A 16,046-nucleotide genomic window follows, 5' to 3' on the forward strand; every position below is an offset into this window, starting at 1 on the left:
CGGCTATTCCAGCGAACGCAGCGTCGAGATCGCGCCTGTGTGGGCGGCATCGATGTTCTCGCGCCAGGAGCGCGACTGTCCGGCGCGCAGCGCACACAGCACGAGCATGAACCACCCGGCTCCGACCAGCGTGAAGCTCTCGAACATCGAGTCGACGGCGAGAGTGACGAGGATGATCGGAGTCCACGCGTAGACCACGGACCGCCGGACGCTCGCGACCAGCCAGGATCGGATCAGTGCGACCCCGCCGAGGAGCAGGAAGAGCACCAGCCCTGCGGCCCCGAGCTGGAGCAGCACGTCGAAGAACGCGTTCAGCGCGCTCTGGTGATGGTCGTCGAGTTGGAAGTTGATGTAGGTGAACGGGTACTCGCCGCGCGCCCAGTCGCCGAACCACCCCCAGCCCTGGATCGGCTTGAGGGCGACGAAGTCGAGGATCGTGTTCCAGAGCGACGCGCGCATCGAGAAGTCCGATCCGGCATCGAGCAGGGCGATGATCTGATGGCGCAAAGCGAACGCGATCGTGAGTGCGAGCGCCACCAGGACGCCGAGCATCCACTGCACGAGGTTTCGCCGCGCCGGCGACGTGTGCCGCACGATCGTGAGGGCGAGCGTCACGATGCCGACCGCGACCGCGAGCACGAGCACGGTGGGAGAGGCCGAGAGGAACGCCAGAGACCCGGCGAGGCCGACCGAGACCACCGCGAGAGGAGCGTTCACCGACTGCGTCCGCCACTCGATCACGAAGGTGATCAGGGCGATCACCGCGACGAATCCGAGCATGTTGCGGCTGCCGAACAGGCCCTGCACCGGGCCGCCGGCGGCGAGGTCGCCCTGGATCGCGAGGAAGGTGAAGGGCACGTCGAGCAGGATGCCGGAGAGGATCTCCACCCCGAGGGAGAGGGCCAACAGTGCACGCAGGGTGTCGCCGATGGCGCGCACGGTCTGCAGTGTGTCGCGGATATGGCCGATGGTGATCGCGAGGAATGCGTACCCGAACAGCGACATCCATCCGAAGAACGTGTCCGAGCGGTCCGTCGTCCACACCATGCTCACCAGGGCCCAGCCCAGGAAGGCGAAAAGCGACGAGGGAGCGATGCGCAGCGGGGAGAGCTCGTCGCGGCGCACCCAGAGGATCGCGGCGCCGAGCACGCACAGCACCGCGATGATCGTGGCCAGGGTGACCGTCGAGGTCATCCGTCCGATCGCGTACGAGCCGAAGATGGCGGTGAGCGCCGTGAGCGTGAAGGCTCGCGCGAGCTCCACGGAGCCGAGCAGGCGGACCAACGGCCGGACCGGTGTCACGGAACCCGCCGTTGCCGCGTGCCGCGTTCGAAGACCAGATCGCGTTCCCCGACGCCCACCAGCGGCACCGACTTCAGCTTGAAGGACAGGAGCACCAGGAGCATCCACCCCCAGAGCATGATCGGCGTCGACTCCGAGAAGCCCTGGACCAGCAGCACCACGGTGAACAGGCTCGGAAGCAGGGTCAGCGGAGAGAAGGGACGTCGGGCGTGGAGATCCCAGCGGGGCCGGTCGACCGCGAAGAACCAGGAGCGCCACAGCAGGCTCAGGTACGCGATCCCCATCAGGATCACGCCCAGCACGCCGAGCTGGAACAGCACGTCGAGCCACATGTTGTGGGCGTGGAACACCGTGATGCCGTGATCCACGATCCAGTGGTCGAAGGCGGGGTCCGTCGGGATCCACGGACTGGAGAACCCGTTGCCGAACAGGGGGTGCTCCCGCACCCGCTCGAGCACCTTCGACCAGATCAGGTCGGAGCGGCCGGTGAGGTCGGAGCTGCGCCCGACCAGTCCGAGCAGCGGTTCGCGCAGCAGCCAGACGGCGGCGGCGGCCAGTGCTGTGCCGCCGATGGCCGTCACATAGATGCGCGTGCGGGCGCCCGGGGTGCGGGCGCGGCGCATCAGCAGCGCCACGAGGAGGACCAGCGCGGCGGCGGCCGCGCACGCGAGGGCGGTGACCGACGACGTACGCAAGAGGAAGTACGCCGCGAGCAGCATCCACAGGGCGAGCGTCGTGCGCCAGCGGGCGCGAGCGGCGAACAGCACGCCGAAGGTGATGATCGCGAACAGCGAGATGATCGCCAACAGGTTCGCGTTGCCGACGATCCCCTGGATCCGTCCGCCGTCGAAGAGGTTGTCCCTGACCCAGTACCACTGCGGGTCGATCTCCCCCTCCGGCACGGTCGCGGAGTTCGGCAGCAGCGGCCCGTGCAGGACGAGTGAGACCCACAGCTCGATCGCCAGCGAGAGCCCGAGGATCCACTTGAAGGCGGACGAGAGGGCCCGGATGATCTCGTGCCAGGTGAGCACGTGGGCGATGAACAGCCCGTTCACGGTGACGGCCGCGAGCAGCACCCAGGTGATCAGTGTCGGTCCTCGCCATTGGGACCACGCGACCGAGACCAGGGCGAGTGTCGCGTATCCCATCGCCGTCCACGGCAGGCGACGCCAGCGGAACGGCTGCGGGCGGTTCCGGGCGAGCATCGGGATACCGATGCCGAGCGTCGCGAGAGTGAAGACGACGAGGGTGACGGCGGCGCCCTCCATGCCGATGAGGTTGTACACCGCGGTGTGCGCGAAGGTCACGATGAGCACGAGGATCACATAACCGCGCAGCAGAAGGTGCCCCGTCGACTCGCGCTCCGGCGCCGAGGGCGGGGCTGTCACCGGGTGCTTGGTGTACTGGGCCATCGCGTTCAGGCTACCGCGCCGCGCTCGGCGCGTGCCTGAACGCCGCAGTGCGGCTCTACGCTGGTGGCATGCTGCTGAGCCTCACGAACGCACCCCGCGACTACGCCTGGGGATCCGACTCCCTCCTCGCCGGACTCGAAGGGCGCACGCCGACCGGTGCCCCCGAGGCGGAGGTGTGGTTCGGGGATCATCCCGGCGACCCCGCGGACGTCGCGGGCGGCGGTACCCTCGATCAGATCACCGGCGGCACGCTCCCGTACCTGTTGAAGCTGCTCGCCGCGGGCGGGCCGCTCTCGATCCAGGTGCATCCGACGATCGCGCAGGCGCGCGACGGCTGGGCGAGGGAGAGCGGGCTCACCGCAGACGATCCGCAGCGCAACTATCGCGACGACAACCACAAACCCGAACTCATCGTGGCTCTCAGCGAGCGGTTCGAATCGCTGAGCGGCCTGCGCCCGGTGAAGGACACGCTCGCTCTGCTGGACCTGCTGGACGACAGCGACGGCGTTGCACAGCTCCGCGCCCGTCTCGGGGGCGGAGCCGATGAGCTGCGGGATGCCATCGGGTGGTTGCTCGGAGGCGACGTGCAGCGAGAGGTCGACGAGATCATCGCCGCGGTGGTGCGGGCAGCGGAGCGAACCGACACGGGGGAGTGGGGCACGACGCTGAGTGCCATCGCGGGCGTGGCGGCGAACTACCCGGGCGATCCTGGGGTGGTCGTGGCGCTGCTGATGAACCATGTCGTGCTGCGACGAGGAGAGGGCGTGTTCCTGCGCGCCGGCCTTCTGCATGCCTACCTGTCAGGTCTCGGCGTCGAGATCATGGCGGCGAGCGACAACGTGCTTCGCGGCGGGCTGACTCCCAAGCGCATCGACGTCCCCGAGCTGCTGGCGATCCTCGACCCGACGCCCGGTGAGGTCCCGGTGCTGCGGCCTGCGGAGGGCGACGCGGTCACGGTCTATCCGGTTCCCGTGCCCGACTTCGCGCTCAGCAGGGTCACGGTGGAGGGTGCTCCGATCACGGTCGAGGTCTCGGGACCGACGATGGTGCTCGCGACCGCAGGGGCCATCACGGTCACCTCTTCGTCCGGCGAGGAAGTGCAGGTCCCCGTGGGAAGCGTGGCTTTCGCGGGCGGCGACGAGAGCATGCTCACCGTGTCCGGCGAGGGCGAGGCCTTCGTGGCCGGACCGGGGCGCTGAACGCCGCGCGCTCGCCGCGCCGCGACACGCCGATGGATCGTCATGAACCTTCAAGACCGTATTGAGGGTTTACGATCCGCGACTTGACCGGAGCGAATGACACGGGTGTAATTAGTCATGCGCACGGCCCGCCGGGGGGCGGAGACAGGGTTGGAGATCGAGATGACGGGATACCGTTCCGACGTACCGGAGAATTGGTTCGTCGATCCGATCAACCTCGGTGTTCCCGGGGTGCGACGCACGGACGTCGCCGACGACGACAACGCCCTCGCCTGGCAGGCCGACGCCCTCTGCTCGCAGACGGATCCTGAGGCCTTCTTCCCGGAGAAGGGCGGATCGACCAGAGACGCCAAGCGGATCTGCACCACTTGCGACGTGCGTGGCGAATGCCTCGAATACGCGCTCAACAACGATGAGCGCTTCGGCATCTGGGGCGGACTCTCCGAGCGCGAGCGCCGCAAGCTCAAGCGTCGCGCCAGCTGATCGGCTGAGCCGGTCGCCGCGGGCTGCGGCCGCATCGCTTCGCAGGCGCGCCGCATCCACTGCTCCAGGGCAGGTCTTGACACGCATAGGCTGACGACGTCATGCCAGCCCGAGTTCACGCAATCATCGTCGCGCGCCCCGGATCCTCGTCCCGCGCGCAACTCCTCCGCACTCTCGAAGCCGTTCGCTCCCAGACCTCGCCCGCCGAGGCGGTGACGCTCGTCATGTGCGGCGATGCATCTTCCCTGCGCGAGAGCGAAGCCGTCGCGGCCGTCGTCGAGGGGATCATCGAAGCTCGCACGACGACCTCGTTCGCTGAGGCGGTGGAGCTCGCGCGTCCCCGTGTGAACGCAGGCTCCGCTATCTGGCTGCTCGCGCAGGACACGGCTCCGCATCCGCGGGCGCTGGAGCGGCTCCGGGGAACGCTCGAGCGTTCGCCCTCCGCGGCGATCGTCGCTCCCAAGCTCGTCGCGACCGACAACGATCGGGAGATCGTCTCACTCGGTGTCAGCATGACGACGTTCGGTCGCTCGGTCGAACTCGCGGCAGGGGAACTCGACCAGGGACAGCACGACCGCATGGACGACGCGCTCGGTTCCGACGTGCGCGGCGTCCTCATCCGCGGAGAGGTCCGCGACGCGCTGCGACCCGATCCCGCGCTCGCCGGCGCCGACGAAGGCCTCGATCTGGGCGTCCGTGCGCGCCTGGGCGGCGGTCGGCTCGTGCTCTCACCGAGTGCGCGGGTCTCCGCGGCGCCGGGCGGTCCCGCCGCGCTGCCCTCCGGCCGATCCCGTCGCGCCTACGTCACCCGGCTGGCGCAGTTGCACCGGCGACTCGCGTACGCCCCGGCGGGCGCCGTGCCGCTGCACTGGCTCAGCCTGCTCCCGCTCGCGCTGTGGCGCTCCATCACGCATCTCGTCGGCAAGCGGCCGGAAGCGGTGCTCCCCGAGTGGGGGGCAGCCCTCACCGCCATGCTGCGCGTCGGCGCGGTCGCGCGGTCCCGCTCGCGCATCCGCGCCTTCCGCTCTTCCACGTGGGCGAGCATCGCGCCGTTACGGGTGACGTCGTCCGATCTGCGCCGGCGTCTCGATGACGGGCATGGCAGTGAAGGCGGTGCCGTCAGCGAACTGCGTTTCTTCTCCGGCGGCGGTGCATGGGCCGTGCTCGCGGCGCTCGTCGTGAGCGTCGCCTCCTTCACGACCCTGCTCGCGTGGCCGGCCCTCGGCGGCGGCGCGCTGCTGCCGCTGCGTCAGACCGTCTCGGCGCTCTGGAGCGATGCGGCGTGGGGCGCTCGCGGCACGGGGATCGGCCTCGTCGGCCCGGCAGACCCGTTCGCCGCGGTCGTGGCTGTGCTCGGCTCTCTGTGGCCGGCCGGACCGTCGTTCGTGATGGTGCTGCTGTGGATTCTCGCGCTTCCGCTCGCCGTCCTCGGAGGCTGGTTCGCTGCGACGCGAGTGACCGACCGGTCGGGGCTTCGCATCTTCGCCGGTGTCGCGTGGGCGCTGGCGCCCACCTTCCTCACTGCGCTCGTCGACGGCCGACCGAGCGCCGTGCTGGTGCACCTCCTGCTGCCATGGCTCTTCCATTCCGCCGTGGTGGCGCACCGCTCCTGGGGCGCGGCCGGAAGCGCCTCCCTCCTGCTCGCTGCCGTGGTCGCCTGTGCTCCGTCGTTGGCGCCCGCACTCGCGCTGCTGTGGGTCGTGGCGGTGGGTATCGTGCTCGGCACCGCGCAGTTCCGTGGGGCCGGACGTCTGCTGTGGCTGCTCGTGCCGACGGCCGCACTGTTCGCTCCACTCGTCTTCTGGCAGCTCGCACACGGGACGCCGTTGGCGATCCTGGGCGATCCCGGACTGGTGTGGGCGGGACCACAGGCGGCCGCCGACGCCGCGGGTCGGCTGGCGCTCGCCACCGGATTCCCCACCATGGACCTCGCGGGGTGGTCGTGGTTCGTTCCCGCGCCGATCGCGGCGTGGGCTCCGGTGCTGTGTGCGCCGATGGCCCTGCTCGCCCTCGGCGCGGCCGTCGCCCCCCGGTGGCGCGCGGGCATCACTCTGCTCGTCGTCGCTCTGGCAGGCCTCGCGACGGCGTTCCTCGCCGTCGGCATCACGGTGAGCTTCGCGCAGGGGACCGGAGTGGCGATCTGGCCCGGCGCAGGGCTCAGCCTGGCCTGGGTCGGGGTCGTGGGGGCCGCGCTCGTCACGCTGGACACCGCCATCACGCTTCCGAGGTTGCGGGTCCTCTCCGCCGTCGTCGCAGCGGTGGCGCTCGGAATCTGCGCCGTACCGGCACTCACCGCCCTCCACGTCGGTCGGTCCGTCCTCACGAACGGCCCCGAATCGACGCTTCCCGCCTACGTCGCCGCCCAAGCCGCAGGGGACCGTCCGCTCGCGACGCTCGTGATGACTCCGCAGAACGACGGAGGACTCGCGGTCGAGGTGGTCTGGGGGGCGAGCGAGACGCTCGGATCCCAGACCACGATGGTTTCGACCGCCGTCGAGCCGCAGGGGGACGACATCGCGACGCTCGCCGTCGATCTCCTCTCCGCCCGCGACTTCGATGCTCCGGGCGAGCTGGCTGCGAAGGGCATCAGCTACGTGCTGCTCTCGGAGCTGTCCGGGAGCGAAGGAGACAAGGCTCGCGCTCTGCGCACCGCGGCCGTCGCCTCGATCGATCAGCGCGCCGGCCTGGTTCATGCAGGCGAGAGCGATCGCGGAGTGCTCTGGCGTCTGGAGGCCGAGATCGCTGCGCCACCGACACTGACTTCCGCTCAGGAGGGAACCGCTCGCCTCGTGTTGACGATCCAGCTGCTGGCCGTCTTCGTGGCGCTGCTGCTGTCGATCCCGACCAGGGCCTCGCGTCGCGCGGCGCGAGCGCAATCCCGCATCGTCGGCCGCGCGCCGGATGAGCCGATGATCCTGCCTCGGCACGCGGAGGACCAGGTCTCGCTCGAGGAGCAGACGCCGGTCGGAGCGATCGAGGAGCCGCAGGACGAGGCCGCGCTGAACGACGAGGCGCTGGTTCCGATCGCCGAGCCCGATCCCATCGCCCAGGAGCCTTCGGAATCCGTCGACGCGGAATCCGACGGGGGCGACGACGAGAGAGCCGAGACGACAGGGGAGGGGGACCGATGAGTGGTTCGCGCGCATTCAAGGTCGCCGCGACGGGTGCTCGCCTCGCCACCGGAGTCGCCGTCATCGCCGCCTGCGTCGTCGGGATCGTCGCCGCGGTCCACGCACCGTGGCCGGTCATCCGGCACGATGCCGCCCGCGTCGACGTCACGCCGCTCCCCGGAGACAGCGTCCTGGTGTGCAACGGCGACCTGCGCGCGCTCGGACGGGACGCCATGGATCCGCTGGCGCTGAGCGCTGCGGGGTCGCCGACCCTCACGGCAGGCGGAACGTCGGGCGATCCGTCCTCGGCGGGTCTGACGGTGCAGGATCTTCCCGACGCGGGCGAGGTGCGCGTTCTCACGGGCGCTGTCGAAGGACGCTCGGCACCGTTGATCGCCGCCGCGGAGTCGATCACTCTCGCCACGGACGACCTCTCCGGATTCGCGGCCGCCGCCTGTGGAGTCCCCCGACTGAATTCCTGGCTCGTCGGCGGGAGCACCGCCACCGGCACCGAGGACATCGTCACCCTGACCAATGCCGCGGAGGTCCCCTCGACCGTGACGCTGTCGGTCTACGGCGAGACCAGAAGCGCACGCACGGTCATCGTGCCCGCGCGCACGCAGACCGCGCTGCCGCTCACGTCGATCGCCGCCGGCGACACCGCGCCCGTCGTCCGCGTCGATGCGACCGGGGCTCCGGTCCGTGCGGTGCTGCAGTCGTCGCTCACCCAGGTGCTCGACCCCGCCGGCATGGACCTGCAGGACGCGGTGCCCGGCGCGCAGCAGAAGCTGGTGCTCACCGGAGTGGAGGTGTTCGCCTCTGACGGGGACGACGACGAGATGGCGGTTCTGCGCCTGCTCTCGCCCGGCGCGGACGCACGTGTTCAGGTCCGGGTCGTCGCGGAGGGCGCCGGTTCTGCAGCGGACGAGTTCACGGTTCCGCTCGAACCCGACCTCCCCGCTCAGGTCTCGCTGAGCGGTCTCGAACCCGGCCGCTACACCGTCGAGGTCGACTCGGAGGAACCGGTCGTGGCCGCGCTGCGCCAGCAGGACGGCTTCGGCCGTGATGCCGACTTCGCGTGGGTCACCCCGGCACCGGAGGTCGATGGCGAGGTGGTGTTCGCGGTGCCGTCGGGTCCGCCGGGACGACTCCAGCTGGCGAACTCGTCGGATGAGGACGCCACGGTGGCGATCGAGTCGCTCGACGGCGGAGCATCCCAGGAAGTCCTGATCGCCGCAGGCGCGACGGCCGGGATCGATGTCGAGCCCGGTGCGACCTATCGGATGCAGTCGACGGGCCCGGTGCACGCCGCGGTCGCGCTCACCGCTCCGGGCGCGCTCGCCGTGCTGCCGGTGCAGCCGAGTGCCGGTGTCGAGAAGGCGATCGCGGTCTACCCCTGATCAGTTCCCGGGGGTGAAGGCCCCGCGAGCTCAGTGCTCGTGGCCGAGGTCCCACGGCTCACGGCCGACGTACTCCGCGGCGGCCCGGAACACGGCGCTCTCGATCGCCATCCGGCGGTGCGGAGCGTCGTCGTGCCCCGGGGGCAGGAGCCGCTCGATGGGCAGCCGGAACAGCACGATGCGCCGATTCTCCCGATCGAGGTACCAGCGCGGTACCGCATCGGCAGCGTCGAATGCGGGAATCGCCCCGATCTCGAACCTGACGTCCTGCAGCTCTGGCCACGTCCCGCGTAGGAACTCGACGGCAGTGCCCACGGTCAGGTCGAAGCGATCGAGACGGCCGTCGAGCGGCGCAAGCGGCGGGCGCACGACTTCGCTGCGACCCAGACGCCCGTGGCGGCCGTGCCGCGCGCCGCGCCGTGGTGCGGCGGGGGCGTGAGCGGTGCGGCGACGGGGCATGTCGAAAGTCTAGGCCGTGCCGACGTGTGCGGCGCGGCATCCCCGGCTCGGATGCGCGCGACCGTACGCTGGCGGAGATGGACGGACGACTGTGCTCGAAGGTCGGCTGCGCGCGAGAAGCCGTGGCCACCCTCACCTACGACTATGGGGACAAGATGGCGGCGCTCGGTCCGCTCGGCGCCGCGAACGACCCGCAGGCGCATGATCTGTGCTCCCCGCACGCCGATCGGCTCTCGGTGCCCGCGGGCTGGCTCGTCGTGCGGCACGAGGCGCTTCGGGTCTGAGGAAGGCCCCCGACACGCGGTCGCCTTTGCTATACCCGGAAATCATTTTTTGGGTACGCTGACTCCAGGCGTGCCAGGGCGGCGCTGCCGGAAAGGCACTCGTGATCGTCTGGCGTCGCTGGATCTTCCCCCTGCTTCTCGTCGTGGTCATCGGCGCGTGCGCCGCAGCACTCGTCAAGATCGCTTTCTTCCCTGACCGAGCCGAGAGCATGGTCAGCCCGGAAGCGACGATCACCGACCCGATCGTGGCGGTGGAGCGCGGATCCGTCGTGAATGCGCTGAGCCTGACCGGCAACGTCGCGCGCGATGAGATCTTTGCGGTTCGCAGCGAGATCGACGGCACGGTCACCGCCGTCCACGTGAGTGAGGGCGCCGCGGTGTCGGCCGGTCAGAAGCTGTTCACCATCCGTCAGGAAGATCCCCGCAAGGACATCGATGTGCTCGCGCCCGAGGCCGGTGACGTGTCCGAGATCGCGCTCGTGAAGGGGCAGCCGACCTCGGTGGGCACCGAGATCTTCAGTCTCACCCCCGCGCGCTACCACCTCCTCGCGACCGTCGACCCTGTGCAGCTGTACCGCCTCGTCAACGCGCCGACCGAGGGCACGGTCACCATCACGGGTGGTCCGGCACCGTTCGCCTGCACCGGCGTCCGTGTGCAGGTGACGGCAGAGGGCACCGCGAGCGTGCGCTGCGCCATCCCCGCCGGTCAGACCGTGTTCGCCGGACTCCCCGCGACGATGGACCTGGCCCTCGGCCAGGTCGAGGACGCGCTCGTGATCCCGGTCACCGCCGTCCAGGGCGGCGCGGGCTCCGGGAACGTGTGGGTCGATGCGGCCGACGGGGCAGAACCCGAGGAGCGCGCGGTGAAGCTCGGCGTGAACGACGGGACGATCGTCGAGGTCACCGAGGGGCTGGAGGAGGGCGAGAGCATCCGTCAGTTCGTGCCGGGCTTCGTCGCCCCCGTCGAGGAGTTCTGCTACGAGGTCTCGCCGGGCGTGGAGCAGTGCGACAGCGGGATGAGCTGGTGAGTCTGGTCGCTCTGGAGGACGTCACCAAGAGCGTCCTCCTGGCAGACGATTCGCGGCTCGAGATCCTCCGCGGCATCACGCTCGAGGTCGGCGCCGGTGACCATGTGTCGATCGTCGGCCGCTCCGGCTCCGGCAAGTCGACGCTGCTCAACATCCTCGGGATGCTGGACTCGCCGACGTCGGGCTCGGTGTCGTTCGAGGGACGGGAGGTTCGTCGCATGCGGTCGGGGCGTCTGGACCGGCTGCGCGGCGACAACGTCGGCTTCGTCTTCCAGCAGTTCAACCTGCTGCCGGGGCGCACCGCACTCGACAACGTGATGATGCCCCTCGGCCACGCGAAGGGGAAGGTGTTCTGGAACCGTCGGCAGATCGCCGCGGACATGCTCGAGCGGGTGGGACTCGGGCACAGGGTCGGGCAGATCGCCGACAAGCTCTCCGGCGGTGAGCAGCAGCGGGTCGCGATCGCCAGGGCACTGGTGCGCAGGCCCGTGCTGATCCTCGCGGACGAGCCGACGGGCGCGCTCGACATCGACACCGGCGCATCCGTCATGTCGCTCCTCGACGAGGTCGCCACCGAGACGGACGCCGCGCTGGTCACCATCACGCACGACCTCCACGTCGCGGCCCGCGCGCGCCGGCACTACCGCCTGGATGCCGGACGCCTGGAGACCGCGGACCTCAGTCGCGCGTTCGAAGCCTCGACCCTCGCGGCTTCCGTGCCCTCGGCTCCGGCACCGCCCGTGACCGTGGCGCCGGCACCGCCCGTGACCGTGGCGCCCGCATCCGAGGTCGTGTCGTGACCGGCTTCCTCGGCGCGCTCTCCGATGCGTGGGCCGAGATCCGGGTGCACAAGCTCCGTGTGCTGCTCAGTCTGATCGGCATCGCTGTATCCGTCGGAGCGCTCACCGCGGTCGTGGCGATCTCGGAGTATCAGCGACAGTTCCAGGCGGAGCAGTCCGACCGCTGGGGAGGGCGCGCGGCCACGATCGTCGTGGCCGCGAGCACTGCCGACGGCACCCCCGTGGACGCCGATGACTTCGACGCCCGCTTCAGCCGAGTCTCCGAGCGATTCGGTTTCAGCCATACGGCGCGCATCGCGCAGGGGGTCATGCTGGACGCGCAGCTGCCGGAGGGGGTCACCCCGGTCCCCGCGCGCATCATGGATCCCGCCTACTCGCAGATCCACCGCGAGCAGCTTCTCGAGGGGCGCTGGTTCCTCGACTCCGATCTGGAGGCCATGGCCCCGCCGGTGGTCATCACCGAGGCGCTGTGGGAGCGTCTGGGACGCGTGCCCCTGACGCAGCATCCGACCGTCGTGTTCGATGGTCCGGCCGGGGGCACCTATCAGGTGATCGGCATCGTCCCGCGGCAGGGCTTCGGTGACGAGGAGCTGCGGGTCGACCTGCTCTACGATGCGTATCGCTCTCGCGTGGACGCCCTGCCGCCGGATGCGACGACCCAGTACGAGATCTGGGTGGGCGCTCAGCAGGCTGACAAGATCGGACCGGTGCTCGCGATGGATCTGCGCGCAGGGCTGCCGGAGGGGCAGACGGTCTCGGTGAGCCGCACCGACTGGGCGGCTCAATCGGGCGCCATGGATGCGCAGGCCACGTTCGAGATGATCACGGGCGGAATCGCCGCCCTGATCCTCGCGCTCGGGGCCCTGAGCCTGATCAACATCCAGCTGGTCGCGATGCGCCAGCGCGTGCGTGAGATCGGGGTCCGACGTGCTTTCGGCGCCAGTTCAGGGCGGGTGTTCTTCGCCGTGTTCCTGGAGAGTCTCGTCGCCACGACGGTCGCCGGAGTGATCGGGATCGCGATCGTCGTCGCGGTGCTGCGCTCGGACTGGATCGTCACCTCGATGTTCTACGGCATCCAGGACGTGCCGCCGTTCCCGATGCGGGCTGCACTCATCGGACTCGTCGCCTCGGTGATCGTCGGCGCGGTGTCGGGTTTCATCCCCGCACTCGTCGCACTGCGGGTGAAGGTGATCGACGCGATCCGCTTCTGACGCACACACCGGGCGGGCGGCGTCGGGTGGAAGAATGTGAGGATGCCTGAGCTCGAGTACCGCGTCGCCGACCTGTCCCTCGCCGAAGCCGGCCGTCACCAGCTGCGCCTCGCCGAGAACGAGATGCCGGGATTGATGTCCCTCCGGGAGGAGTTCGGTGCGGCGCAGCCGCTGAAGGGCGCCAGGATCGCCGGCTCGCTGCACATGACCGTGCAGACGGCGGTGCTCATCGAGACGCTCGTAGCGTTCGGGGCGGAGGTGCGGTGGGCGAGCTGCAACATCTTCTCCACGCAGGATGAGGCGGCTGCCGCCGTCGTGGTCGGCCCGAGTGGCTCGGTCGACGCCCCGGCGGGGGTGCCGGTCTTCGCATGGAAGGGGGAGACGCTCGAGGAGTACTGGGCGTGCACCGAGCGCATCTTCGACTGGTCATCGACGGGATTCGACGGTCCGAACCTCATCCTCGACGACGGCGGCGACGCCACGCTGCTCGTGCACAAGGGCGTCGAGTTCGAGAAGGCGGGCGCGGTCCCGGCGACGACGGACTCCGACTCGCACGAGTACTCGGTCATCCTCGATCTGCTGCGCGGGTCGCTCGCGTCGTCGACCGACCGCTGGACGAAGCTCGCGGCCGGACTCATCGGGGTGACGGAGGAGACCACCACCGGCGTGCATCGTCTCTATGAGCTCGCCGCCTCCGGGGAACTGCTCTTCCCTGCCATCAACGTCAACGACTCAGTGACCAAGAGCAAGTTCGACAACAAGTACGGTATCCGTCACTCGCTCCCGGATGGGCTGAACCGCGCCACCGACGTGCTCATGGGTGGCAAGGTCGCCTTCGTGTGCGGGTACGGCGATGTGGGCAAGGGCGCAGCCGAGGCGCTCCGCGGACAGGGCGCCCGGGTGATCGTCAGCGAGGTCGACCCGATCTGCGCGCTGCAGGCGGCGATGGACGGTTTCCAGGTGGCACGCCTGATCGATGTCGCCGGCGAGGTCGACATCGTGGTGACCGGCACCGGCAACCGCGATGTCGTCACGACCGAGCACCTCCAGGCGCTGAAGCACCTCGCGATCGTCGCGAACGTCGGCCACTTCGACAACGAGATCGACATGGCGGGCCTCGAAGCCATCGAGGGCGTCGAGAAGATCGAGATCAAGCCGCAGGTGCACGAGTGGCGTCTGCCGAGCGGACGCAGCGTCCTGGTGCTCAGCGAGGGGCGACTGATGAACCTCGGCAACGCCACGGGGCATCCGTCGTTCGTCATGAGCGCCTCATTCACCAACCAGGTGCTCGCCCAGCTGGAGCTCTACACGAACATCGCCGCCTACCCCACGGGCGTGTACGTCCTGCCGAAGGCGCTCGACGAGAAGGTCGCACGCCTCCACCTCGACGCACTGGGAGTGCAGCTCACGACTCTCAGCGACGAGCAGGCGGCGTACATCGGCGTTCCGGTGGACGGACCGTACAAGCTCGAGCACTACCGCTACTGAGCGCTCCCGAGACTGAGCATCCCGCCAGCCGGATCAGACGCCGACGCGCCGGCCGGTGAGTCGCTCGGCTCGATGGTCGGCGTTCTCCAGCGCGCGTCGCTCCCGCTCCCGGCGGAGCACCGTGATGCCCACCAGTACCTGTTCCGGCGGCGCGGAAGGCATCGGGGAGACGAAGGGTGTGGCCTCGGCGAGCAGGTCGTGCGCCACCCGCGCTCGAGCGGCGGGGACCATTCGCGGCGCGCTCACGAGGAACTGCGAGATCCGGCGCGCGAGCCGGTCGGGCATGCGCGCCACATCGGCGATCTGCGCCCAGCTGTCGAGGGCAGGGGGCAGCACCGGCACGTGAGTGGGGAGTGCGGGTGTGCGGACGCGCTGGCTGTACGTGCCGGCGACCAGGTCACCGAGGCGCTGGGAGCGTGCAGTGAAGGCGCCGGTGAGCACCGCGATGCCGCCGAAGGTCATGTAGATCTCCAGGACGCCGAGGAGCGCCCGGATGAACGCGTGCCGGAACCCGGCTGCGCCGCCGTCCACGCGGACGATCCGCCCTCCCACGGCGAGCTTGCCGAGGCTGCGGCCCTTCAGGGCGACCTCCATCGTGATGGGCAGCACCACGAAGCTCACGACGATCGCCGCGACCGTGGCGATGCGGTCGGTGGCATCGCTGAGCACCCCGGCATCGAGCAGCCAGATGCGCAGGAAGAGCCAGAGGATGAACACCGCATATCCGAGGAGCATGTCGATCGCGGCACCCAGCGCGCGGAGCAGGAAGCCGACCGGCTGCACGTCGATCGCGACGGCCTCGCCGGAGAGCACCTCGTCGGAGACGTCGATCGGGACGGACATGAGTACAGTAAATCAGGTGGATGCCGATGCGCTGACCGATGCTCGCCGTGCGGAATGGGAACGGCTCGAGGAACTCAGCCGAGCCCGGCTCGACGGTGCCGGGGTGGACGAACTGATCGTGCGATACCGCGCGGCCTCTGCAGATCTCGCCGAGCTGAAGACGTCGGTCGGCGACTCCCCGCAGGGCGCCTACCTCTCCACGATCCTGGTCCGCGCCCGGCTGCGCCTCACCGGAGCATCCGACAGCATCCTGACCCAGACCGCCCGGTTCTTCCGACTGCAGCTTCCGGCCGCCCTGTACCGCTTGCGGTGGACGACGCTGATCATCGCGGTCGCCTTCATCGCCGTCGCGGTCGGCACAGCGGCGTGGATCGCGAGCGATCCTGCCCTCATCGCGACGCTCGGGCCGCCCGACCTGCTCGAACAGTATGCCGACGAGAGTTTCACCGGTTACTACACCGAGAACCCCGCTGCCGAGTTCATGGGCATGGTCTGGACGAACAATGCCTGGATCGCCATGCAGTGCGTGCTCTTCGGCGTCACGGGGATCTGGCCGGTGTACATGCTCATGCAGAACGCCATAGGCCTCGGAACGTCCGGCGCGGTGATGGCCGCGCACGACAAGGCCGACCTGATGGTGCTCTACATCCTTCCGCACGGCATGCTCGAGATGACCTGCATCTTCGTCGCAGCGGCTGCCGGTCTGCACGTGTTCTGGGCCTGGGTGGCTCCGGGGCACCGTACCCGTGGGGAAGCGCTGGCCGAAGAGGGGCGCTCACTTGCGACGGTCGCTCTCGGGCTCGTGTTCGCACTTTTCCTCGCCGGTCTCGTCGAGGGTTTCGTCACCGGCTGGGGCTTGCCGTGGCCGATCAAGATCGGCATCGGCGCCGCCGCGCTGGGCGTGTTCCTCATCTACATGCTCGTCATCGGCGGCCGCGCGCATCGACGGGGCGAGACGGGCGACCTCGTCGAGTACGAAGCCGGGACGCCGCGCCTCATCGCCGGCTGACTGCGGAAGGCCCGCAGA

The 16,046-nt window shown here is 69.7% G+C and carries 14 protein-coding genes; 10 read left to right on the forward strand and 4 right to left on the reverse strand.

The genetic code is table 11. The features are described 5' to 3' along the window. Positions 1-3: 3 nt before the first annotated feature. Both ACIOTO_RS16420 and ACIOTO_RS16425 read right to left on the reverse strand, forming a co-directional pair. Entirely contained in the window at positions 4-1,302 is a 1,299-nt protein-coding gene (locus ACIOTO_RS16420) for an O-antigen ligase (RefSeq protein ID WP_029261985.1), read from the reverse strand. After that, positions 1,299-2,714: an O-antigen ligase family protein gene (locus ACIOTO_RS16425; protein ID WP_400858616.1), complete on the reverse strand. Its 1,416-nt coding sequence runs from the start codon at positions 2,712-2,714 to the stop codon at positions 1,299-1,301. The genes ACIOTO_RS16420 and ACIOTO_RS16425 overlap by 4 nt, the downstream gene beginning before the upstream one ends. Positions 2,715-2,782: 68 nt before the next feature. Here ACIOTO_RS16425 and manA point away from each other — a divergent pair, with 68 nt between their 5' ends. The 4 genes from manA to ACIOTO_RS16445 all read left to right on the forward strand — a co-directional run bounded on the left by manA (position 2,783) and on the right by ACIOTO_RS16445 (position 8,906). Beyond that, on the forward strand, positions 2,783-3,913 hold the full coding sequence (gene manA, locus ACIOTO_RS16430; protein WP_400858617.1) for a mannose-6-phosphate isomerase, class I: 1,131 nt from the start codon (positions 2,783-2,785) through the stop codon (positions 3,911-3,913). A gap of 162 nt (positions 3,914-4,075) precedes the next feature. After that, the gene (locus ACIOTO_RS16435; RefSeq protein WP_400858618.1) at positions 4,076-4,396 is read left to right on the forward strand and encodes a WhiB family transcriptional regulator; all 321 of its coding nucleotides are present in this window, start codon (positions 4,076-4,078) and stop codon (positions 4,394-4,396) included. Positions 4,397-4,497: 101 nt separating this feature from the next. Then, complete coding sequence (locus ACIOTO_RS16440; protein WP_400858619.1) at positions 4,498-7,527, forward strand: glycosyltransferase; 3,030 nt, start codon at positions 4,498-4,500, stop codon at positions 7,525-7,527. Continuing rightward, the gene (locus ACIOTO_RS16445) at positions 7,524-8,906 is read left to right on the forward strand and encodes a DUF5719 family protein (RefSeq protein ID WP_400858620.1); all 1,383 of its coding nucleotides are present in this window, start codon (positions 7,524-7,526) and stop codon (positions 8,904-8,906) included. The genes ACIOTO_RS16440 and ACIOTO_RS16445 overlap by 4 nt, the downstream gene beginning before the upstream one ends. Before the next feature lie 30 nt (positions 8,907-8,936). On the opposite strand, the gene ACIOTO_RS16450 is transcribed toward ACIOTO_RS16445, so the two are convergent. Next, the gene (locus ACIOTO_RS16450; RefSeq protein WP_231481666.1) at positions 8,937-9,365 is read right to left on the reverse strand and encodes a hypothetical protein; all 429 of its coding nucleotides are present in this window, start codon (positions 9,363-9,365) and stop codon (positions 8,937-8,939) included. 77 nt (positions 9,366-9,442) lie between these two features. On the opposite strand from ACIOTO_RS16450, the gene ACIOTO_RS16455 reads away from it, so the two are divergent. The 5 genes from ACIOTO_RS16455 (at position 9,443) to ahcY (ending at position 14,176) form a co-directional block, all read left to right on the forward strand. Continuing rightward, a complete protein-coding gene (locus ACIOTO_RS16455; protein WP_400858621.1) occupies positions 9,443-9,649 on the forward strand; it encodes a DUF3499 family protein in 207 nt (68 codons plus the stop codon). A 101-nt stretch (positions 9,650-9,750) separates the two neighbouring features. After that, positions 9,751-10,677, forward strand: coding sequence for an efflux RND transporter periplasmic adaptor subunit (locus ACIOTO_RS16460; RefSeq protein WP_029261977.1), 927 nt, complete (start codon positions 9,751-9,753; stop codon positions 10,675-10,677). Then, positions 10,674-11,477 carry an ABC transporter ATP-binding protein gene (locus ACIOTO_RS16465; RefSeq protein WP_105710315.1) on the forward strand — a complete coding sequence of 268 codons (804 nt, stop codon included), beginning with the start codon at positions 10,674-10,676 and terminating at the stop codon, positions 11,475-11,477. Before ACIOTO_RS16460 ends, ACIOTO_RS16465 begins: the two co-directional genes overlap by 4 nt. Beyond that, positions 11,474-12,688: an ABC transporter permease gene (locus ACIOTO_RS16470; protein ID WP_400858622.1), complete on the forward strand. Its 1,215-nt coding sequence runs from the start codon at positions 11,474-11,476 to the stop codon at positions 12,686-12,688. Before ACIOTO_RS16465 ends, ACIOTO_RS16470 begins: the two co-directional genes overlap by 4 nt. Positions 12,689-12,730: 42 nt before the next feature. After that, on the forward strand, positions 12,731-14,176 hold the full coding sequence (gene ahcY, locus ACIOTO_RS16475; RefSeq protein WP_400858623.1) for an adenosylhomocysteinase: 1,446 nt from the start codon (positions 12,731-12,733) through the stop codon (positions 14,174-14,176). A 33-nt stretch (positions 14,177-14,209) separates the two neighbouring features. On the opposite strand, the gene ACIOTO_RS16480 is transcribed toward ahcY, so the two are convergent. Further along, the gene (locus ACIOTO_RS16480) at positions 14,210-15,019 is read right to left on the reverse strand and encodes an RDD family protein (protein ID WP_400858624.1); all 810 of its coding nucleotides are present in this window, start codon (positions 15,017-15,019) and stop codon (positions 14,210-14,212) included. A gap of 16 nt (positions 15,020-15,035) precedes the next feature. Between ACIOTO_RS16480 and ACIOTO_RS16485 the strand changes: the two genes are divergently transcribed. Continuing rightward, positions 15,036-16,028: a stage II sporulation protein M gene (locus ACIOTO_RS16485; RefSeq protein WP_167635328.1), complete on the forward strand. Its 993-nt coding sequence runs from the start codon at positions 15,036-15,038 to the stop codon at positions 16,026-16,028. The last annotated feature ends 18 nt before the right edge of the window (positions 16,029-16,046 follow it).

It is taken from the genome of Microbacterium sp. NPDC087592 (genome assembly GCF_044743585.1).
GTDB lineage: Bacteria > Actinomycetota > Actinomycetes > Actinomycetales > Microbacteriaceae > Microbacterium.

Coding starts and splice junctions, on each gene's coding strand:
- ACIOTO_RS16425 (WP_400858616.1), bottom strand. CDS start 2,714: ATGGCCCAGTACACCAAGCACCCGGTGACAGCCCCGCCCTCGGCGCCG.
- manA (WP_400858617.1), top strand. CDS start 2,783: ATGCTGCTGAGCCTCACGAACGCACCCCGCGACTACGCCTGGGGATCC.
- ACIOTO_RS16435 (WP_400858618.1), top strand. CDS start 4,076: ATGACGGGATACCGTTCCGACGTACCGGAGAATTGGTTCGTCGATCCG.
- ACIOTO_RS16440 (WP_400858619.1), top strand. CDS start 4,498: ATGCCAGCCCGAGTTCACGCAATCATCGTCGCGCGCCCCGGATCCTCG.
- ACIOTO_RS16445 (WP_400858620.1), top strand. CDS start 7,524: ATGAGTGGTTCGCGCGCATTCAAGGTCGCCGCGACGGGTGCTCGCCTC.
- ACIOTO_RS16450 (WP_231481666.1), bottom strand. CDS start 9,365: ATGCCCCGTCGCCGCACCGCTCACGCCCCCGCCGCACCACGGCGCGGC.
- ACIOTO_RS16455 (WP_400858621.1), top strand. CDS start 9,443: ATGGACGGACGACTGTGCTCGAAGGTCGGCTGCGCGCGAGAAGCCGTG.
- ahcY (WP_400858623.1), top strand. CDS start 12,731: ATGCCTGAGCTCGAGTACCGCGTCGCCGACCTGTCCCTCGCCGAAGCC.
- ACIOTO_RS16480 (WP_400858624.1), bottom strand. CDS start 15,019: ATGTCCGTCCCGATCGACGTCTCCGACGAGGTGCTCTCCGGCGAGGCC.